General features: G+C 71.8%; 20 protein-coding genes. 10 read left to right on the top strand and 10 right to left on the bottom strand.

Going from position 1 to position 18,988, the window contains the following annotated elements; all coding sequences use genetic code 11:
* Positions 1–160 precede the first annotated feature (160 nt).
* Positions 161–1,405: a 5-aminolevulinate synthase gene (hemA, locus tag ACFW2G_RS18405; protein WP_384585205.1), complete on the bottom strand. Its 1,245-nt coding sequence runs from the start codon at positions 1,403–1,405 to the stop codon at positions 161–163.
* Between the two features lie 210 nt (positions 1,406–1,615).
* Between hemA and ACFW2G_RS18400 the strand changes: the two genes are divergently transcribed.
* From ACFW2G_RS18400 to ACFW2G_RS18370, 7 genes are all read left to right on the top strand, one after another.
* Positions 1,616–3,175 carry a class I adenylate-forming enzyme family protein gene (locus ACFW2G_RS18400; RefSeq protein ID WP_384585202.1) on the top strand — a complete coding sequence of 520 codons (1,560 nt, stop codon included), beginning with the start codon at positions 1,616–1,618 and terminating at the stop codon, positions 3,173–3,175.
* A 7-nt stretch (positions 3,176–3,182) separates the two neighbouring features.
* Complete coding sequence (locus ACFW2G_RS18395; protein ID WP_384446411.1) at positions 3,183–4,766, top strand: long-chain fatty acid--CoA ligase; 1,584 nt, start codon at positions 3,183–3,185, stop codon at positions 4,764–4,766.
* 345 nt (positions 4,767–5,111) lie between these two features.
* On the top strand, positions 5,112–5,885 hold the full coding sequence (locus tag ACFW2G_RS18390) for an intradiol ring-cleavage dioxygenase (protein WP_384585199.1): 774 nt from the start codon (positions 5,112–5,114) through the stop codon (positions 5,883–5,885).
* Between the two features lie 139 nt (positions 5,886–6,024).
* On the top strand, positions 6,025–6,528 hold the full coding sequence (locus tag ACFW2G_RS18385) for a hypothetical protein (RefSeq protein WP_236647502.1): 504 nt from the start codon (positions 6,025–6,027) through the stop codon (positions 6,526–6,528).
* A gap of 1,108 nt (positions 6,529–7,636) precedes the next feature.
* A complete protein-coding gene (locus ACFW2G_RS18380; RefSeq protein ID WP_037917606.1) occupies positions 7,637–7,852 on the top strand; it encodes a response regulator transcription factor in 216 nt (71 codons plus the stop codon).
* A gap of 608 nt (positions 7,853–8,460) precedes the next feature.
* Positions 8,461–8,751, top strand: coding sequence for a DUF6400 family protein (locus tag ACFW2G_RS18375; protein ID WP_384446418.1), 291 nt, complete (start codon positions 8,461–8,463; stop codon positions 8,749–8,751).
* On the top strand, positions 8,738–8,995 hold the full coding sequence (locus tag ACFW2G_RS18370) for a hypothetical protein (protein ID WP_384446420.1): 258 nt from the start codon (positions 8,738–8,740) through the stop codon (positions 8,993–8,995). The genes ACFW2G_RS18375 and ACFW2G_RS18370 overlap by 14 nt, the downstream gene beginning before the upstream one ends.
* 303 nt (positions 8,996–9,298) lie before the next feature.
* Here ACFW2G_RS18370 and ACFW2G_RS18365 read toward each other — a convergent pair whose 3' ends face one another.
* From ACFW2G_RS18365 to ACFW2G_RS18355, 3 genes are all read right to left on the bottom strand, one after another.
* Positions 9,299–9,883, bottom strand: coding sequence for a DUF4232 domain-containing protein (locus ACFW2G_RS18365; RefSeq protein WP_384585196.1), 585 nt, complete (start codon positions 9,881–9,883; stop codon positions 9,299–9,301).
* Positions 9,884–10,123: 240 nt separating this feature from the next.
* The gene (locus ACFW2G_RS18360; protein ID WP_384585193.1) at positions 10,124–11,542 is read right to left on the bottom strand and encodes a hypothetical protein; all 1,419 of its coding nucleotides are present in this window, start codon (positions 11,540–11,542) and stop codon (positions 10,124–10,126) included.
* A gap of 234 nt (positions 11,543–11,776) precedes the next feature.
* Positions 11,777–12,085 carry a hypothetical protein gene (locus tag ACFW2G_RS18355; RefSeq protein WP_384585190.1) on the bottom strand — a complete coding sequence of 103 codons (309 nt, stop codon included), beginning with the start codon at positions 12,083–12,085 and terminating at the stop codon, positions 11,777–11,779.
* A 397-nt stretch (positions 12,086–12,482) separates the two neighbouring features.
* Between ACFW2G_RS18355 and ACFW2G_RS18350 the strand changes: the two genes are divergently transcribed.
* Complete coding sequence (locus ACFW2G_RS18350; RefSeq protein ID WP_384585188.1) at positions 12,483–13,187, top strand: 4'-phosphopantetheinyl transferase family protein; 705 nt, start codon at positions 12,483–12,485, stop codon at positions 13,185–13,187.
* A 281-nt stretch (positions 13,188–13,468) separates the two neighbouring features.
* Here ACFW2G_RS18350 and ACFW2G_RS18345 read toward each other — a convergent pair whose 3' ends face one another.
* Complete coding sequence (locus ACFW2G_RS18345; RefSeq protein WP_384585185.1) at positions 13,469–13,735, bottom strand: metal-sensitive transcriptional regulator; 267 nt, start codon at positions 13,733–13,735, stop codon at positions 13,469–13,471.
* A gap of 526 nt (positions 13,736–14,261) precedes the next feature.
* On the opposite strand from ACFW2G_RS18345, the gene ACFW2G_RS18340 reads away from it, so the two are divergent.
* On the top strand, positions 14,262–14,645 hold the full coding sequence (locus ACFW2G_RS18340; RefSeq protein ID WP_037917593.1) for a hypothetical protein: 384 nt from the start codon (positions 14,262–14,264) through the stop codon (positions 14,643–14,645).
* A 13-nt stretch (positions 14,646–14,658) separates the two neighbouring features.
* Here ACFW2G_RS18340 and ACFW2G_RS18335 read toward each other — a convergent pair whose 3' ends face one another.
* Entirely contained in the window at positions 14,659–15,183 is a 525-nt protein-coding gene (locus ACFW2G_RS18335; protein WP_037918600.1) for a DoxX family protein, read from the bottom strand.
* Positions 15,184–15,511: 328 nt separating this feature from the next.
* Here ACFW2G_RS18335 and ACFW2G_RS18330 point away from each other — a divergent pair, with 328 nt between their 5' ends.
* Complete coding sequence (locus tag ACFW2G_RS18330; protein ID WP_384446433.1) at positions 15,512–15,802, top strand: hypothetical protein; 291 nt, start codon at positions 15,512–15,514, stop codon at positions 15,800–15,802.
* Positions 15,803–15,846: 44 nt separating this feature from the next.
* Here ACFW2G_RS18330 and ACFW2G_RS18325 read toward each other — a convergent pair whose 3' ends face one another.
* From ACFW2G_RS18325 to ACFW2G_RS18310, 4 genes are all read right to left on the bottom strand, one after another.
* A complete protein-coding gene (locus ACFW2G_RS18325) occupies positions 15,847–16,140 on the bottom strand; it encodes a WhiB family transcriptional regulator (RefSeq protein ID WP_037917587.1) in 294 nt (97 codons plus the stop codon).
* Positions 16,141–16,306: 166 nt separating this feature from the next.
* Complete coding sequence (locus tag ACFW2G_RS18320; protein ID WP_384585182.1) at positions 16,307–17,071, bottom strand: class F sortase; 765 nt, start codon at positions 17,069–17,071, stop codon at positions 16,307–16,309.
* Positions 17,068–17,913 (bottom strand): hypothetical protein, encoded by an 846-nt coding sequence (locus ACFW2G_RS18315; RefSeq protein ID WP_384585179.1) that lies wholly within the window; start codon positions 17,911–17,913, stop codon positions 17,068–17,070. Before ACFW2G_RS18315 ends, ACFW2G_RS18320 begins: the two co-directional genes overlap by 4 nt.
* Complete coding sequence (locus ACFW2G_RS18310) at positions 17,910–18,458, bottom strand: ribosome-inactivating family protein (RefSeq protein WP_236647499.1); 549 nt, start codon at positions 18,456–18,458, stop codon at positions 17,910–17,912. The genes ACFW2G_RS18315 and ACFW2G_RS18310 overlap by 4 nt, the downstream gene beginning before the upstream one ends.
* Positions 18,459–18,988 lie beyond the last annotated feature (530 nt).

The following is an 18,988-nucleotide window of genomic DNA, read 5'->3' as shown; positions in this document are numbered from 1 at the left end:
TTCCTAAGCCGCATAGCAGCCCGATAGCGCAGGCCGCGACACGGACAGGGGTACGCGTACGGGCACGTGTACGGCGTGTGTACGGGTACGGGTACGGGTACGGGTACGGGGGCGGGCGGGTCGCGGAGTGCGGGAGGGCCGCGCGCACCTCGGGGGCGGGTCAGCCGTGCGTCACGGCGGACCGGCGCCAGCCCGGTGCGCGCGTCACGCCCAGCTCCTCCCAGATGCCGTCCAGGGCCGCGACGAACTCCGCGACCGCGGCGGGTTCGTGGACGGCACCGGGCGCGCTCCGGAGGATCTCCTGACCGGCCCGCACGCTCGGCGCGTTGATCGACTGCACATAGATGCCGTGGCGCTCCAGCAGCAGGCCGGAGATCCGCTGGGCGAGCGCGTCGTCCCCGACGAAGATCGAGACGATGTGGGATTCGTCGGAGACGAAGGGGATGCCGTGTTCGGTGAGCAGCCGGTGCGTCAGCCGGGCGTTCTCGCGGAGCCGGTCGCGTTCCTCGTCGGAGGCGCGCAGGTGCCGGACGGCGGCGAGCGCGCCCGCCACGACCGAGGGGGGCAGGGCCGTGGTGAAGATGAAGGAGCGGGACAGACCGCGTACCGCGTCGACCAGTTCGGCGGGGCCGGCGATGTAGCCGCCGGTAGTGCCGAAGCCCTTGGCCAAGGTGCCCATGATGACGGTGAACTCGTCGGCCAGGCCCAGGCTCGCGGCGATGCCTGCTCCCTGCGGCCCGTACATGCCGACCGCGTGGACCTCGTCGAGGAAGGTCATCGCGCCGTGCTTGCGGGCGATGGCGGCGATCTCGGCGAGCGGGGCAACGTCACCGCCCATCGAGTAGACCGACTCCATGACGATCATCTTCGGCCGGTCGGAATCGGTGGCGGATATCAGCTCTTCGAGATGCGCGGTGTCGTTGTGGCGGAAAATGCGCTTCTCGGCGCCGCTGTGGCGGAGTCCGTCGATGATCGAGGCGTGGTTCATCTCGTCGGAGAAGACGACGCAGTCGCCCAGCCGGCCGGCGAGGACCGTGAGGGCGCCGTCATTGGCGGTGTATCCCGACGTGAAGAGGAGGGCGTCGGCCTTGCCGTGCAGATCTGCGAGTTCCTGCTCCAGCAGTACGTGGTAATGGTTGGTCCCCCCGATGTTCCGGGAGCCGCCCGAGCCCGCGCCGTACGCGTCGAGGGCTTCCCTGGTCGCGGCGAGCACCAGCGGGTGCTGGCCCATTCCCAGATAGTCGTTGCTGCACCACACGCTGATCTCGGAGCCGATGCCGTCGCGCAGGCTCCGGGCCGCGGGAAATTTCCCGGCGAGCCGGCTGACCTCCAGAAACTCCCGTTTCGCCTCTGCGGACCCGCCTTCCTCCATGTGCCGCGAGAAGAGCTCCAAGTATTGGTTCATGACGACCCTTTTCTCCGAAGGCTGCGCCGATACGGGGCTCGGACTGGTAGAGGGGATTGTCCCAGAGCGGAATATCACTTCGATGACGCGGTCTGCGACAATTCAAGACCCCCGATGCGACCGTTTCTTCAATTCACACTCCTGGTACACCCGCTTTGCTTGTTGTAGGCTCTGCCGAAATTCCTCGACACGGCACCACTGGAGTTCTCTATGCCGTCGAACGAAACGTATGTCAGCAAGATCCTTGAGGTAATTTCCGCCGAGCCGGAAAAAGTGGTCCTCTCCTGGCGGGACCGGACGCTGACCGCGGCGCAGCTGACCGCCCTGGTCCGGTCCGCAGCGCACTCCCTGCACCGGCACGCCGGCGGAAGCGACGCGAGCGGCGGCACGGCCGGCACCGTGGTCGCCATCCTCACCGTCACCAACACCGGCCCGACCCTGGTCCTGCGCTACGCCGCGAACCTGATCGGGGCCACCGTCGTCCACCTGCACACCACCAACGCGGTCGACCCGGCCGACCACTTGGCCGCCGACGCCAAACTCAAGGTCCTCCGGGACACCGGCGCGACGCACCTGGCGGTCGACGCGGAGAACGTCGCGACCGCCCGCGAGCTGCGCGAGCGGCTGGGCACCCCGCTCGCCCTCGTCGCCCTCGGCGACCTCGGTCCGGACGTCCTGGACCTGACGGCCGGCGACGCGGACGCGCTGGACCCGTCCGCCATGGGGATAGGGCTCGACCGGCCCGCGGTGGTCACCTACACGAGCGGCACGACGGGCGAGCCGAAGGGCATCGCCTTCGACTTCCGCACCCGCAACGGCTTCATCTCGGCCGGGCTCCAGATGGGCTGGCGGTCGGTCTACCTGGCCTGCCTCCCGCTCAGCCACTCCAGCGGCGCCACGGCCGACGACTCCCTGGCGTCCGGCGGCTCGGTGGTCCTGCGGGACGGCTTCGACCCGGGTGACGCGCTGCGCTGCATCGAGCAGTTCAAGATCACCCGGATGTTGCTCTCACCTCCCCAGCTCTACCTGCTGATGGACCGGCCGGAGGTGGGCTCGACCGACCTCTCCAGCCTCCAGATGGTGACGTACGTGGGCTCCCCCGCGTCCCCCGAGCGGCTGGCCGAGGCGGTCAAGGTCTTCGGCGACGTACTGATCCAGGTGTACGCGACCAGCGAGGCGGGCTTCGTCAGCATGCTCTCGCCCGCCGAGCACCTCGACCCCCGGCTGCGGGAAACGGTCGGCCGGCCGATGCCCGGCTGGGTGCGGATCACCGACCCGGACGACCACCGCGACCTGTCGCTCGGCGAGATCGGCGAGGTCTGCGTACGGTCGGCGTTCACGATGAGCGCGTACGTGGCCGAACCCGAGCTCACCGCCCGGACCGTACGGGACCGCTGGGTGCACACCGGTGACCTCGGCTTTGTCGACGGCGACGGCTACCTCCACCTCCGCGGCCGGATCGGCGAGGTGATCAAGACCAACGGCATCAAGATCCATCCGGTGACGGTGGAGAACGCCTTCCTCGCACACCCCGATGTCGCGCAGGCCGCCGTCTTCTGCGTCAAGGACCGGGACCGGATCGAGCACCTGCACGCCGCCGTGGTGCTGCGCGCACCGGGTGCGGTCACCCCCGAGGAGCTGGCGGAGCACATCCGGGCCACCATCTCGCCCAAGCACGTCCCCGCCGACATCCGCGTCCGGCCCGCCCTGCCGCTCACCGGCGTCGGCAAGCCGGACAAGGCGCGGCTGGCCGCCGAAGCGGGCGCGTGAGACCGCCGTGACCCTCTCCGTGGCGGCCATCCTCGCCGAGTCCGCGCTACGACGGCCGGAGCACCCGGCGGTGGTGTGCGGTACCCGGAGGATCACCTACCGTGAACTGTGGGACGGGGCACGCCGGTACGCGGCGGCGCTGCGCGCGCGGGGTATCGGCCCCGACGACAAGGTGGCACTGCTGCTGCCCAGCACACCGCACTTCCCGCTGGCCTACTTCGGCGTACTCGCGCTCGGCGCCATCGCGGTCCCCGTCCACGCCCTGCTCCGCTCGGACGAGATCGCGTACGTCCTGGAGGATTCCGGGGCGGTCGCACTGGTCTGCGCCGCCCCGCTGCTGGCCGAGGGCGGCAAGGCGGCGGAGGCGACCGGCACCCCCCTGCTCACCGTCATGGAGGAAGGAGACGGGGAGGAAGGGGCGGACGGTGAGCAGGGGGGTGGCCGCCCGCCGCGGTTGGACGCGCTCGCGGCGCGCAGCGCACCCGTCGACCGCCAGGTGCCGCGCGACCCCGGTGACATCGCGGTGATCCTCTATACCTCCGGCACCACCGGCCGCCCCAAGGGCGCCCTGCTCACCCACCTCAACGTCGTCATGAACGTCGACACCACGATGCAGTCGCCCTTCGACTTCACGCCGGACGACGTGCTGCTCGGCTGTCTCCCCCTCTTCCACACCTTCGGCCAGATCTGCGGAATGAACACCTGTTTCCGGGCCGGGGCGACCCTGGTCCTGATGCCCCGGTTCGACGGGCCGGGCGCGCTGGACCTCATGGTCCGGGAGCGGTGCACCCTCTTCATGGGCGTCCCGACCATGTACCGGGCGCTCCTCGACGCGGCCCGCGCCGACCCGCGCAGACCTCAGCTCGACCGCGCGTTCTCCGGCGGCTCGGCGCTGCCGGTGGCGTTCATGGACGCGTTCCGGGAGGAGTTCGGCTGCCCGGTCTTCGAGGGGTACGGGCTGACGGAGACCTCTCCCGTGGTGTCGTACAACCAGCGGTCGTGGCCGCTCAGACCGGGCACCGTGGGCCGGCCGATCTGGGGCGTCGAGGTCGAGATCGCCCGGGCGGATGTGGAGGACCGGGTGGAGCTCCTCGCCGCCGGCGAGGTGGGCGAGATCGTCATCCGCGGGCACAACGTGATGGCCGGCTACCTGAACCGGCCGGAGGCGACCGCCGAGGCGATCGTGGACGGCTGGTTCCGCTCGGGCGACCTCGGCGTCAAGGACGACGAGGGCTACCTGTCCATCGTCGACCGCAAGAAGGACGTCGTCCTGCGCGGCGGCTACAACGTCTACCCGCGCGAGGTCGAAGACGTCCTGGCCCGCCACCCGGCCATCGCCCAGGCAGCCGTCATCGGCCTGCCCCACCCCGTCCACGGCGAGGAGGTGTGCGCCGTGGTGACGACCCGCCCCGGCGCGGCCCCGGGCCCTGCCCTCGCCTCCGAGATCGTGGCCTGGAGCAGAGAGCGCATGGCCCCGTACAAATACCCCCGCCGGGTCGAGTTCACCGACTCCTTCCCCCTGGGCCCCAGCGGCAAGATCCTCAAACGCGAGCTGGTCTCCCTCCTGACCGACACAACAGGACGGCAGTAGCGGGTCGTACCGGCGGTGCCCGCGTACCGGTGCACCCGCGGCCTGCCGGTCCGTAGCGCGACGACGGTCACCCCGTGCCGGCGCGCAGACGGTCTCACCGCCGCCACTCCTCTCATGGGACCCATCTGCCCCTCTGTCACCCATCCCCGCATCTCGACGGAACCTCACCCCTCACCAACAAACCAACCGCAGGGAGGCCCGCGGAGGCGGGGCCGGTGGGATGGGAAGGGCGGACGAGGGCGTGTCGGTGCCCGGCGGGCCGGGTGGCCTCCGGCACGGTGAGGCCAGTTGCCGCGCCCGCCCACCCGCGCGGAACGGCATCCACGGCGTGCATGAGGGGTTCGCATGGTCGAGAACGAGAACACCAACACCATCACCCCCGAGCTCGTCGCCTCTGCCGGTGCCGGTGGTGCATTCCCGAGGCCGCCCGGCCGCCGCGCCCTGCTGCTCGCCGCCGGATCGGCCGGCGCCGCCGCCCTCCTGGGCGGGGCGTGCGCAGCCCCGTCCGGAACACGGAGCGCAGCCGGACAGCCCACCGGCCCCCCGCCCCCGGCCGGACGGACCACCGCGGCCGCGCCCGCCTGCATCCTCGCCGTCGAGGCAGGCGCGGGGCCGTACTACCTGGACGTGGACCTGGTCCGCTCCGACATCACCCAGGGCCGAAACGGAGTACCGCTGCGGCTGGACCTCACGGTCGTACGGGTCGCCGACGGCTGCCGGCCACTCGCCCATGCCGCCGTCGAGGTCTGGCACGCCGACGCCAACGGCGACTACTCCACAGGCAAGGACACCTTCCTGCGCGGCACCCAGACCACGGACCGCACCGGACGGTGCACCTTCCGCACGATCGTGCCGGGCTGGTACGCCGGGCTGGCCCCGCACATCCACTTCAAAGTCCGCCCCGACTCCCGCACCGAGACCACCTCGCAGTTCTTCTTCCCGGAAGACCTCCTGACCCAGGTGTACGCCCGCCCGCCGTACGCACACCGCACCGCCCCCGACCACCCCAACCAGCGCGACAGCCGCTACCGGGCCGCCGGTAAGACCATGACCCTGCCCCTCACGCCGGACAGCGACGGCGGCGGGTATCACACCATGTACACCATCGGCATCACCTGAACCGCCCCACCCGGGCCGGGGTGGCGGCCTCCCCCGGTCCAAGGCGCCGGCTCCCAGCAGGTGCGCGCCTCGCCCGGATCGGAGAAGCTGGGCATGGCCACAGCGCCGACGGGCGCCACGGACGGGCAAGGGAGGCCTCGTGGACACTTCAGGACACGGCCACAACACCCACCACCCCCGGTCCCGGAAACGGACCGGGATCCTGCTGAGCACCACTGCAGCCCTCACAGTCGCAGCCCTGCCAGCCTCCGCCGCGCACCCCGCGCCCGCACCCCCACCCGACCCGGTCGTCGTCGACTGCTCCTCCCAAGGCCACATACGGCCCGAGGAATACCTCCTCGCCTGCGGCGACGGCAACAACCGACTCGTCGACCTGCACTGGAACACGTGGGGCCCCAGCACTGCCACAGCCACCGGCACCGACATGGTCAACGACTGCCGCCCCTACTGCGCCGCAGGCCGCTTCCGCCCCTACCCGGTAACCGTCACCCTCAGCAACCCCCAGCCCTGGCCCGACCACCCCCAAACTCAACGCTTCACCAGAATCCGACTCCTCTACACCGACACTTCGCCCGCCCCCATCCCCAAGGACATCACCTACAAACTCGTCTACGACACCCCCGCGCCCACCCCCACCACCTGACCCCAGCCCCAGGGGTGCCCACCTCAGACCTGCCCCCGCTCTCCCACTGGGATCGCCTGGCAGGTCTATGACACGGCTGGTAAAGGACCGCCCGAGACGGCCCTCCTTCTGCAGGAGCACCCTTCGCACCAGGGTGCCGCTCTCAGCAAGGGCCCTGCGGGCACTGGATGTCGACGAGCTCGACTGCTGTGGCGCGTGCGGCGCATCCCGTCGCGACAAGGGGATCCGGCGCAACGAGGCACCAAACGCCGCCGGTGCTCGGCCCGCATCCGGCCAGCAAGGCAGGCGCCTGCCGCTACGCGGCGCGACCGTTGCGCGACCGACCAGCGCCAGCGCCAGCGCCAGCGGTAGAACCCTCAGCGGGCGCCACCCGGGATCGCGCACGATCGCTACACGCCGTGAGGGTGCATGCCGCCGGCGACGCAATCCAAGCGGCTCATCCGCATGTCTCCCCGGTGGGCACCTCGCCGTCTCCTGAAAGTGCTCGCGTCCCTACCTCAGCTCCCCGTTCTCCTCCCACGAAGCGGTGCTCTCCACGTCCACCGGCACACCGGCCCCACGGCCGACTCGCTCCGGCCGAGCACAACCCGTCCCGCAGAATTCGGGGTCGACGGAACGGCAGACACCTCAGGCAGCGGGCCATCACCGGGTCGCAACCCACCGGCTCGCCCCCCGGCGACACCGCCATGTGCCGTACCGGGCGCTGCGGAACCGCGCAGTTACGCGGCCTCCGCATCCCCTCCACCCGGGCTGCCCGCCCGCCCTGCCCTCACGGCGCACTCGTCACACTCGGCGCCCCCACAGGCGCCTTCGGACCGATCCGCGCGCCGGGTGCACCCACCCGACATCCGGCCTCCCCGGTGCAGCCGACCGGTCGCAGGGCTCTTACACGGCAGAGGGCGGCAGGGACGGCAGGGACCGCGGGAACGGCGCAGGCGGCGGGGGTGGCGGTGGCCTGTCACACGGCTGTGACAGTCGACGGACAGCCCCATGAAGTCCCGAAGCCACGCTCTTCATAAGACAACAAAAGGGACATCCAGCTAGATATCCCTACTGCTTCCGAGGACGCGAGCAGCGGTGACCGAGCCGACACGGCAGAGGAAATCCCATGACTCCCACACCCGCCACCCCCACAGCCGGACTCGCCCCCCGCGAGCAGGAAGCACTACGCCACATCGCCGCCGGGCACACCTACCTCCAGACCGCCCGCCACATGGGCCTCTCCAAGCACACCGTCGACGCATACCTGCGCCGCATCCGAGCCAAACTGAACGTCAACAGCACCGCCGAAATGACCCGCATCGCCATCGCCCTCGGCCTGTAAACCCCCACCACCGGGCCCAGCCCCGCGCCCCGATCCCCATCGACGGCATGAACGCCACCCCGAGGGCGCGGAAGACCTGCCGCGCACCGTGCGCGAGGGATGCCGAGCAGCCGCTCCCGCGCAAAGGGTGAAGCGCGGACCGACGGACCGGTTCAGGTGGGTGAAGGGGGCCGGGCGACCGAGATACGCACCAGTGAGCAGGCCCAGGACCACCTCGGCCACGGCTTCTCCCCAAGTCCCGCCCAAGAAGCCGGCCACGCCGTTCGCCGCCCCCATCGGATCCCCGCCCTGGCCATCCCCCGCAGGCTCGCACCCCCGAGCAGGGCCCGGTGCCGGTACAGACGACCCCCGCCGCACCGGAACGGCCTCCAGGGCGGTCCAGAGCCGCCGACCGCCGGCCTCCGTCACGCATCGACCAAGGGCGCGGAGGCACCCCACCTGGGCCGACCGTCACACGCAGACCCCACCACCCCCACTGCGACTTCTGGTGACATATACGACACACTCCGCCACCTCTTCGCCCAGGGATCAGGACAGGCCAGGGGCTGCTTGTGACTCCCCCCACCCTCCCTTGACCGGCAAAAGAAGGGGTACCTAACTTCGAGGGCATGGCCCCCCACACCCCCTCCCCCGACGACAACGCCGACACCGCAGCCGGCTCCGGCGGGTCGGCGTCCGCCGACTTCACCGTGGACCTCACGTCGCACGAGGTCCTCCGGCGCGCCCACATCATGGAAGCCCTCGGACCCGACTGGAACCCGGTGGAAGTCCTCCTCGGTGAGGAATCCGCATACGACCTGCTGTACTCCGGACTCGACGCCGAGCAGCAACGCCTCTACGACGGCCTCGTCGCCGCCGGCGTCCTGCCCATCCGGGGAGACGGCCGTGCTGCCTCTTGACCCGCAGGCCGACCCCGGCCGCCGCGCCTGGATCCCCTGTCCCCGTTGCCGCGACACCCACGACTGCGAACCCTGCCGACAACAGCGCACCTGCCCCACGCACTGGCGCTACCTCCTGACCAATACCGGCAGCCTGCTCCACCTCCAATGCCCCCACTGCAGCCACGCATGGGTTCACGAAAGCGGCTTCGGCGCCACCCGCCACCCCTGGCAGCACACCACCACAACCCCACCGACCCACTGAAGGCACCAACCTGACAGCCCTCTGCGCATCCTCAGCGGTGCTCGTCCGGCCCTGGGCCCACAGCCGCCCGCCCGCACCACTGCTGCAAGCCCCTCACCACCACGTTTCTTCTCGCCCCCTTTCTTCCGGGCGCGGCGGCAGGCCGGAACACGGTGGGACCTCGCGGAACACCGTCCGGGCAGGGCCCGTCGCGGACAGCCCGGCCAAACGGCGCCGGCACCTGCGACTCCGCGCCCGTACCCACCGCTTCGGGCAAGACCGCAGCGCAGGAGTAGCCGTCGGCCGGGGCCGGAGGCACGGGGTTCAGGAGGCAGGGCGGAAGGAAGTGGCACGGACGACCGTCCCGCACACCGCGAAGTTCCCGCCGTCGTCGGGCGCAATCTGCAAGCGGACACCCGCCACACCGACCACCATCGAAGGCGCGGCGAACGGCTCGGCACCGGAAGCGCAGTAGCCGTCTGCCTCCCCCAGCACCGGCGCGAAGGAGACACGGGACACCGCCGCGCCACCGGCGGGCAGCACCACCGGGCGGGCCGGGCCCTGGTGGACCACCGTGAGAGACCGGGCATTGGCGGGCGAGCCCTGACCAGCGAGAGCGACCGTGGGGTAGCCCCGCAGAACACACGGCGCCCCGCTCTCGTTGACGACGGTGATCCGCACGGCGTCCGCCCCCAACCGTTCGGCACCCCCCGCCGCGAGCTGCCCACCGCGACACGGGGGCACAGGGGCGGCGACGATCCCGCTCCCGACGTCACCCCCGACTGCGGTTCCGGTAGTAGAGGCGGTGGCCGGGGCGGTCCCGGCCAGCAGGGCCACAGCCGCCGCCGCTGTAGCCAGGACCGCACGCGGGCGGTGGCCGGCCACGGCACTCTTCACGGTGCAGGACATGACGCTCCTTCCCACACGCCACACTGCAGCGGTGTCCGGATGGGCCACTTTCCAGCGTGACCCTGCCGCCCCCACACCGCACGCGGGAAGGCGAGGGAACCAGAGGGGCACGGGAGCACCAGGCAGCCAGGTCGGCCGCGCCGCGCACGGACGTGCTCCGCGCCCGCCGGCTGCGGCCCTTACCGCTCCGAAGCCGCCACACGGCCGGGGCCGGCACATCGCGCGTACGGAATCACGCGATCAGAAGCGCAGAGCCGCGTCCGCGGTACGCAGCGCGTCCAACCGCCGCTCGGCCAGTCGCAGATGAGCCTGATCCAATAGAGGCAGCAACCGCAGCAGGCCCACCAGGTCCGGCCCGGTCTCCAGCGCCCGGGCCGGGTGCCTGACCTGCGTCCAGCAGTACAACGCTCCCGTCGCAGCGTCCCGGACCTCGGCCGCATTCACCCCCTGCCACTCCAGCCGCACCCGACCCGCCCCCGTCCACAACCGGGTCGCCGACACGAAATCCCCCGCCATCCGCGCAAGGTCCGCACGGATCTCCGCACACCGCACCGCCTCTGCCGAGATCCGCCCCCACCGCTCCACCACCGCGCGCTCCCACGCCCGCGCCAGCGCATCCGCCTCCCCATGACGGCCCTCCACCGCCAGGGCGTGCAGACGCGCCCGCGGATCCCCCTCCACGGCGCCCACCGGCAACGACCCGGGGACGGGTACGGGCACGGGGACCGGGCCGACTGCGGTGCCCGGCGTGCTTCCGGTCGCAAGGACGGGCACGGGCCCTGGCGCAGATGCAGACGCAGGGACGGAAGCGGAAACGCGTGCGGGTGCGGGTGCGGGTGCGGTGCCAGGAGAGGGCGCAATCACGACTGCCGGCCCCGAGACCGGAACGCCCTGGGCAGCGGACCCGGATACGGACTCCGGTCCGGACCGCGGGCGTTCGGGCACCGGCACGGCACGCGTCTGCAGTTCCCCCGCGGACGGCACCACCAGCGTCCCCGGAGGCAGCCCCGCCGACCCGGCCGCCAGTACGTGCAGCTCCACATGGGACGGCCGCACCGGAGCGCGCCTGAGCTGGTCGATCCACTGCCGGGTGTACCCGCTGACCCCGCCGTCCTCAGCCGGCGCAGCCGCACCCGGTCCGCGCACCACCCCGAAGGCCTCCACCCCCGCCAGCACGGACAGCCCCGGCAGCGTGCCGTACTCCCCCAGCAGGGGCCACGCCGCCTTGTCCGCCACCAGATCGACCACCACCGTGGTCTCGCCCCCCGTACGCGAACCCAGCTCCCCCACCAGCCACTCCCACGGCAGCGACGTGTACCGCACGCTGCCCGTGGTCGTCCCCGCCAACGCCACGAACAACCGCCGGCCGCGGCGGTCCGCGGTCAGCCGCCCCGACACGTACACGAACACCGGGCCCGCCGCCCCCACGGCCACCCGCAACCGTGCCAGCACGGTGTTCGGATCACGCACCCCCTCCAGGCACACCATGTCCGCCGGCGCCCCGCACCCCAGCAGCGCACCCGCCGGGACCATGGCCAGCGCAGCGACGTTCGCACCGGGAGCGACCAGCACCCCACCGCGGCGCACCGCGGCGTCCCCCGCCAACAGCAGCACATGCCCCCGCCGCCCACCGCCGGCACCTTCACCACTGAAACCCATGGGCCCGACGGTACCCACACCACGTCCCCCACCGCACATGCCCCAACTGCCCACCGCGGCATCCAGGTACGAGGGTGCCCCCGGCACCCGGGCAGAACTGCGGGGGGCGCGTCACGGCGCCGGAGGAACGGGGGACGTGCGCGGCGGATCTCCGCATCCGGCCCGGGCAGCTGCAGTTGGTCCGGTGCCGGCGTACGCGGCGGCGATCTCCCGGAACGAGGCGGGGCAGGAGTGTCAGGACTCGGCGTCGATGCCGGTAACCGCGCAAGGTCCCAGGGGGGCCTCCTTCTCCGGGACGCCCGACTCCTCGAGGGCGCCCGTCAGCAGGCGGACGGCGTCGGCCTCGGCCGTCGCCCGGTCCGGGGCGTCCACTTCGAGGCGGACGGAGAAGGCGCCGCCCTCGTGGACCGTGAGCAGTTCCACGTCCTCCGACTCGCTGAGGCCGGTGTGGTGCGACGCCAGCCTGCCTGCCAGATCGGAACGGGTATCCTCGTCGATCTCCTTCAAGAAGGTGCCGGGCACGGTGATGACGTAGGTGGTCACTGCTGCCTCCTGTCGATGGGCCGGGGCCAGATCGTACGGATGCCCCGACGCCGGGCCCCGAACCCCCGCGACCAGCCTGCCCGGTTCCTCGGGCACCGCATGCGACGGCCTCGGACGGCGGCCGAGCGGCTGCGGCGCCGGGCAGAGCCACCGGTACCGGCAGCGGTACCGTTACGGACCGCCTGTGCCGCGGGGCCGGTGGTCATCGCAGTCCGGTACAGGCGGCCATCACGCCCTCCATGCCGCGATTGTCCTCCTGCCGCTGCCGGTCGACCATCCGGTTCGCGGCGTACGTCACCGCCGTGCGGGCGCGCGCGGATCCGTCACCACGGGCAAGGCACCTCGCCCGCCGCAGACCGTGGCCGGCGCGCCGACCGGCTCGACTACCCTCAAGCGCGTGATCGAGAACATCAACCAACTCGGCGCCAACCCGCCCGCTCCGGGCCCCGCGCCCACCGCCGTCGCCCCTGTGGTGTGGGCCCTCAACACCACCATCGACACCGTCGGCGGCCACCCCGTCAAAGACGCCCACACCATCCTCGACGCCGGCGAACGCGAACGCGCCGCCCGCTTCCGCACCCCCGGCCTCGCCCACCGCTACACCGCCTCACACCTCGCCCTGCGCACCGTTCTCGCCCTCTACCTCGGCGAACCCGCCCGCACCATCCGGCTCACCCGCGAGGACTGCCCCTGCTGCGGCGAACCGCACGGCCGTCCCAACGTCCCCGGGAACCCTCTCCACTTCTCCCTCTCCCACAGCGGCGACCACGCGTACATCGCCGTCGCCACCACCGCAGTCGGCATCGACATCGAAGAGCACCCCACCCCCCACACCGTCGACGACGTCCTGCACGTGCTCCACCCCACTGAGACGCAGGAGCTCAACTCCCTCCCGGCAGCCGAGCGCGTCACCGCGCTCGCCCGGTGCTGGGCCCGCAAGGAAGCCTGCCTCAAAGCCACCGGCACCGGACTCGCCGGCGGCCTCGCCCACCCCTACGTCAGCACCCGTGCCACCCCGCCCGCGGTGCCCGGGTACCGCCTTACCGACCTTCCGGCCCCGCCCCGTCATCAAGCTGCCCTCGCCACCCTCACCGACACCTGACGCACTCGGTGGCCACCGGTGACGTGCCCGGCCAGGTCACGGGCTCGGCGACGTCCAGCCCGGGTCCCGGTCCGACCGGCCTACCGCCCGGTCCGGCACCGCGTCGTCGCCGGAGTTCGGCTCACCCGCCACGAGACGGGGCACGACCCGGGCCTGCGCCTCCGGATCCTCCTGCTCCTCAGGGCAATGGGCCTGAAGGGTGGACCGGCCGGGCGTCCGGAACTCAGCGCGGCACGAAGCGTCCGGACCGTCCAGCGTGCGCCTCGGGGCGGGTCGCGGTGTCAGGCGAGGGTGAGGAACAACTTCTCGAGTTCCTGTTCGCTCATCGGGGGTGCGCCTTCTTCGCTTTCGGCGAGGCACTGGCGCATACCACTGGCGATGATTTTGAAACCGGCCCGGTCGAGGGCCCTGGAGACGGCCGCCAGCTGGGTGACGACGTCCTTGCAGTCGCGGCCCGCCTCGATCATGGCGATCACCCCCGCGAGCTGGCCCTGCGCGCGCCTCAGACGGTTGAGGACCGCGCTCGCCGCCCCTTCCTCCACCTTCACCGATTTCTCCTCATCACCGACCGTACTGCCCTCCCCAGGGTACCCAGCGGGGTATCCGGGTCGGGCGGGTGCGCTCGTCCCGCGCGAGCGGGCTCGCGCCTCCGGATCCGCGTCGGATCGGGGCGGGCCAGCCCCCCGCACACTCCTGCGGCGCGGCGTCACCGCGCGTGAGCGAGTGGTGGAGTACGGCTGTTACAGGATCCATGCCCCGTTCGGCGCACAGCGCACGGCACGGCGCGCATGAGCTGCTTATCCGGCAGAACGCGCTCACGTCGACCTATCGCCGGCGACGCGCCCGCCCCGGCCCGACGACGTCAACCGGACGGTGACGTCTGCCGCGTGCAGGCAAGGGTCACAAGCATGTCCGCATGGGGAAACACCCGTCACGAGTCGTAGCGGTTTCCGCCGGCAGGGGCCAGGGTGTGGCTCCCGGCAGGACGGCGGGAACCGCATCACGCGGTTTCGCCCGGCCCGCCCGACGCCCATCCCGACCCGACAGCAGCGCATCCGACCCCGGGAGGTTCGCATGGAGACCTGGCACTACTCCCCGTCAGCGGCAACGGTCCCTCAGCTGGTCCTCGACCCCTACCGCTTCCCGGGTGCCGCGGGAGCGGAGTTCCTCACCTGCGACGCCCCGCCGCAGGAACGGACGCATCGGGAACAGCAGATCGAGACGAACGGTCCGCCTCTCCTCGACACGACCGTTCCACAGGCCGACGCGTCGTCGTCCGTACCCTGCCCGGCCTCGTCCCTGACGGCCTGGGACCGGCGGCGCCTGGATCTCCAGGCGGCACTGACCTCCGTCGGCATCCCGCCGCGTGCCGGCGACATGGTGGCCATCCGCGCCCTGTCCGCGCTCGGCGACGCGGTCAACTCCGCCCTCGTACGGTGGATCACCGCCGGTCGCTGATCGGCCCGGCGCGTCAGTCCTCGCCGCTGCCCTCCGACCGGGCCTGCGCACGCTTGGTGACCACGGCCCCCGCGGCGAGGGCGCTGGCGGTGAAGGCCAGGACGAGCATCCACCGCTGGTCGAAGGTGTGACCGGTGGCGTGGTCCAGGGAGTACCGGCCCGCCCCGGCAAGGCCGATCGTGGCGGCGGTGAAACCGAGGAAGGCCGGGTACTCGAACCCGCCGCCCTGGGCGAAGAAGCCCGCGGGAGCGTGGACGGCGACCGCGCCCGCCATCGCACCCGCAGCCGCGGCGCCGGCCGCCGGGGTGGCCAGCCCCAGTGCGAGCAGCGCCCCTCCGCCCGTCTCGCCGAACCCGGCTGCGAGGGCGCTTCGGCGACCGGGGGTGAAGCCCATGTGCTCCATGGCGGCGGCCGTCCCGTCCAGGCCGGCGCCGCCGAACCACCCGAACAGCTTCTGGGTGCCGTGCGCCATGAGCACCGCTCCGGTTCCGGCCCGCAGGGCCAGCAGAGCGAGGTCACGTCGGTTGATACGGCTCATCGAGGTCTCCCTGGAGGTGGCGGCCCGGTCGTGGTGCGGCGACGACATCCGTATCCCGTCGGAGCAGCCGTCACCCGGCGGCGGCGGGCAAGTCCGCCGAACGGGCGGGACGCGGCCGTCCCGCCGCCGAACGCCTGCCTCCGGAGGCGGGCCGGCGCCACGCGCCGGCACCCGGTGACCGGTCCGGATCTGCGCACCCCCGATGACCTGCATGTTCGGCGGGCGCGGCACGGTGGGCCGGCGCCCGCAGGGCGCGGGCGGGCCGACACGTTCACACTGACAGGACGACGAGTGCGATGCGCTGCGCGCAGTGCGGCAAGGAGGCCGGATGAGCTGGGCATCATGGACGACCCGCGGGATCTTCGCCGGCCGGGACGGCGTCATGACCGGCGAGGCGGGGCCCGTCCTCACCGGTGAGCTCGACATCCACACCACGTGGACCGAGGACGAGAAGCTGGCGCACGTCACGGTGCAGTACAGCGGGGCTTCGGACTGGCTGCCCCTCGCCGGAAGCCCCGTCCCGTGTCCGAGTGAGGAGGCGAGCCGCGCCCTGCACGACGCGGTGATCAACTCCGTACGGGCCGGGGCGACCCGTCCGCTGAGCACCGGGCTGCCCTGAGCCGCAGCCCCCGGACCCGGCCGGCCGCAGGGCTGTGCCGGCCGTCAGGCCGCCCTGCTCATGCCGCCGCGGGCTCCGAGGGCCCGGCGCTCCTCCTCGGTGAGCCCGCCCCACACTCCGTACGCCTCTCCGGTGGTGAGCGCGTGCCGCAGGCACGCGGCCCGAACCGGGCAGCCGGCGCATATCGCCTTGGCCGCCTCGTCGCGGGCGGCGCGGTCCTCACCGCGTTCTCCCGCCGGGTGGAAGAACCGGCGCGAGCCCAGACCACGGCAGGCGGCTTCTGCCTGCCACGCCCAGTGGTGCTCGGCCCGGCCCGGGAGTCGCGACACGTCGGACATCGCTTGTTCCTTCCGTGGGATGCTGGTGACGAAGGCTCGCCTGCTCACGATCCGGCGGATGAAACGTGTCGCGCGACGGGCTCCCACCCCACTGCGGCCGGCCGGCCCGCCGGCCGCAGTGGGGTGGCTGCGGCCGGCGGGCGTCGCCGCGGCCCCGACGTGCGGCTCAGGCGGCGTCCGTCATGCGGGCGAACACCACGACGTTGCTGTCGTAGTAGTGCTTCTTCGGGTCGAAGTCCCCGCCGCAGGTGACCAGGCGAAGCCCCGCGTGGTCGAGGTTCTTGTAGACCTCCAGTGTGGGGAATTCGGCCTTCGGATATTCGCCGACCCGGTCCACCGTGAACGTGACCGTCTTGCCGTCCTTGCGCGTCACCTTGATGGTGTCACCGCCCTTCATCGTCTTCAGCTTCTCGAACACGGCTGATGCTCCGTTCCATGTGACGTGGCCTGCGATCACGGCCGGTCCCTGCGAACCGGGGGTCGGCCCCGGCTCGTACCAGCCCGCGAGCGCGGGGTCCTTCGGGGTCTGCATGGTGCCGTCGGCGTTCTGCCGCAGCGTCTCCAGGGTGCTGGTCAGGCCCAGGGAGGGGATCGTGATCTTCTGCGGCTCCGATCGGGCGAGGGCGGGCCCGCCCTTGCCCGCGCCTCCCGCCGGACCGCTCTGCGAGCCGTCCGCGGGTGCCGCCGCACCCCCGCCGGCGGGGGCCGGCACTCCGGCATCGGCGCCCGCTCCCCCGGCCTGCCCCTGCGGGGTGGACGGCTGCGCGGCGTTCTGGCCTCCGCAGCCCGCAAGGAGCAGCGCGCCGAGGAGCGCAGCGGCCAGGGGGCGCGCACCGCGGTGGTATGGCCGCGCGGCCGGTGCGGGAGCCGGGTCGGGCGGGGCCGTGGCGGCGGTTGCGGGGGGCGTGCCGGGTGTGGGGGTCCGCTTCACGCGCGGCCCCCGGTGTTCTCCCGGCCGGTGCGGACGGGGACGGGGACTGCGGAGGCCCGCTTCCGGGAGAGGGCCACGGCACCGGCCGCCACCGCGAGCACGCTGATCGCCACACCGTCCCGGACCGTCACCGGCACGGACGCGCTCTGCGTGCTCTCCGGGGAGCCGCCGCCGGTCTCGATGGCTCCGACCGGGAGGGAACCGACGGCCGCGCCCTTGACCTCTCCGCAGTTGGTCGGGGCCGTGGCCTCCTGGGGCAGCTTCGCATCGAGTTCGCTCTTGCCGGCACCCTCGAAGTCGTACTTGCCGTTCTTGTTGCGGTCGATGCCGTGCTGGACGACGTGCAGGTCCTTGATGTGTTCGACCACGTCCTGGCTGACGGTCATGGTCCGCTTGTAGGAGAGTCGGCCCTTCGGGTCGGCCTTGGGCATGCGATCGACGGCGAGACCGCTGGCGGGGGTGGTGTCCCCCGTCGTGGTGAGGGAGATGTTGATGTCGCCGTAGTCGTGCGTGGCTTCGGTGTTGCTCAGGACTCCGTCGCGGTTGGTGTCGTCGGTGGCGTCCGGGCACTTGAAGTCGTGCCCCTTCGTCGAGCCGTGGAGGTGCTGGGCGGAGGGCTGTCCGGGCACCATGCCCTCGGATTCGATCTGCACGGTCAGCTGGTTGCCGTTGAGGCTGAGCATGACCGTGCCGCGCGAGCCCGACTCGTTCAGCTGCGCCAGGTCGATCTGGTACGCCTTTCCGCCTTGCGCCAGAGCTGGTCCGGAAAGACCGAGGGTCAGGAACACGGCGGCGGGTACGGCGGCGAGAACCACGTGGCGACCGGCGCGCTTGACTATCACATTCGCTCCTGTTCCGTGGATCCCCGGGACGGGAATCGCAGATCGTACGGGGTGGAAACGAGCCCCTGGAAAGGGCCTCGCTCCTTCTTCGGCGCCCCAACGCCTCTGGATGGGTTTCTGTTTGACGGATTTCCGGCGCCCACTGCTTCGGGCAGCCTTCCCCCGGTCATCCAGATGCGTGACATCGCATCGGCCAGAGCGGGGAATCGGGCGGCGTCGCAAAGCATCACCGAGAGCACGAGCATTCCGTGCGCGGTGTATTGGGGATCACGGTTGCGGTGCAGCCACATCACCGCATCGCCGAGGGGCCGACGCCCCAGGAGTATCCCGGAACTCCGCACGCCGGCGGCCGTCTCGAGGTCCCTGCGGCGGCCGCCGAACGGCAGTTCCTGCGTGCGGCGGATGCCGGGAGGCGCGGCCGCGTCCCGCACGTGGCGCACGTACGCCTCCGGCGGGGCCTGTCCGTTCTCGAAAGTGTTGCGGAATCCGACGATGCGGGCGCCTGCGCGGTACAGGCGGAGCTCGATGTAGAGCTCGATGAACAAGCCGCGAAGTTGAATGCGGAGGGGGAGGTGGAATGCGCCCGCCCCACTCGGGCCGGCCATGCTGAAACCACCGTGAGCATCTGCGGCTCTGGACCTGATGGTCGATGTCAGGAGCCGATACTCGTCCACCGATGCGTGCGCCGAGGAAAACGTCACGGGTTTCAGCATGGCCGCCTGCATCAGGTGGAGGAGCCGAAGTCCGGACCCCTCCGCGGTAATCTGAACGGAATCGATTCGACCTTGCTGTACTCACGCACGCGCATCCACCGCCTTCGACATATTCCGAGCGCCGACGGGTGACATGGTCACCGTCGCCGGATTCGGTTTCGGTTTCGGTTCGGTCTCGACCTTTGTAGTCGCCCTGGCGGCGGCCGGGCGAATAGTTGGCCTCTGATGCCAAAAAATCAGTACGGGGCCGCGGCGTGCGGGATGCGCTCAGACCGCGTTTGAGATCTCCCGTAGCCTGCTTCCAGTGGAGCGTGAGGAGGGGAAGTGGGTTACTGGCGTGGGCCTTGCTCTCAGCGGGGGCT

It is taken from the genome of Streptomyces sp. NPDC058880 (assembly GCF_042742535.1).
In the GTDB taxonomy this organism is placed as follows: Bacteria; Actinomycetota; Actinomycetes; order Streptomycetales; family Streptomycetaceae; genus Streptomyces.
The sequence above is the reverse complement of the archived record's forward strand: the minus strand, read 5'-3'. Positions and strand labels throughout refer to the sequence as shown.

Coding starts and splice junctions, on each gene's coding strand:
- ACFW2G_RS18400 (WP_384585202.1), top strand. CDS start 1,616: ATGCCGTCGAACGAAACGTATGTCAGCAAGATCCTTGAGGTAATTTCC.
- ACFW2G_RS18365 (WP_384585196.1), bottom strand. CDS start 9,883: ATGTCCTGCACCGTGAAGAGTGCCGTGGCCGGCCACCGCCCGCGTGCG.
- ACFW2G_RS18335 (WP_037918600.1), bottom strand. CDS start 15,183: ATGAGCCGTATCAACCGACGTGACCTCGCTCTGCTGGCCCTGCGGGCC.
- ACFW2G_RS18325 (WP_037917587.1), bottom strand. CDS start 16,140: ATGTCCGACGTGTCGCGACTCCCGGGCCGGGCCGAGCACCACTGGGCG.
- ACFW2G_RS18390 (WP_384585199.1), top strand. CDS start 5,112: ATGGTCGAGAACGAGAACACCAACACCATCACCCCCGAGCTCGTCGCC.
- hemA (WP_384585205.1), bottom strand. CDS start 1,405: ATGAACCAATACTTGGAGCTCTTCTCGCGGCACATGGAGGAAGGCGGG.
- ACFW2G_RS18360 (WP_384585193.1), bottom strand. CDS start 11,542: ATGGGTTTCAGTGGTGAAGGTGCCGGCGGTGGGCGGCGGGGGCATGTG.
- ACFW2G_RS18340 (WP_037917593.1), top strand. CDS start 14,262: ATGGAGACCTGGCACTACTCCCCGTCAGCGGCAACGGTCCCTCAGCTG.
- ACFW2G_RS18380 (WP_037917606.1), top strand. CDS start 7,637: ATGACTCCCACACCCGCCACCCCCACAGCCGGACTCGCCCCCCGCGAG.
- ACFW2G_RS18330 (WP_384446433.1), top strand. CDS start 15,512: ATGAGCTGGGCATCATGGACGACCCGCGGGATCTTCGCCGGCCGGGAC.
- ACFW2G_RS18375 (WP_384446418.1), top strand. CDS start 8,461: ATGGCCCCCCACACCCCCTCCCCCGACGACAACGCCGACACCGCAGCC.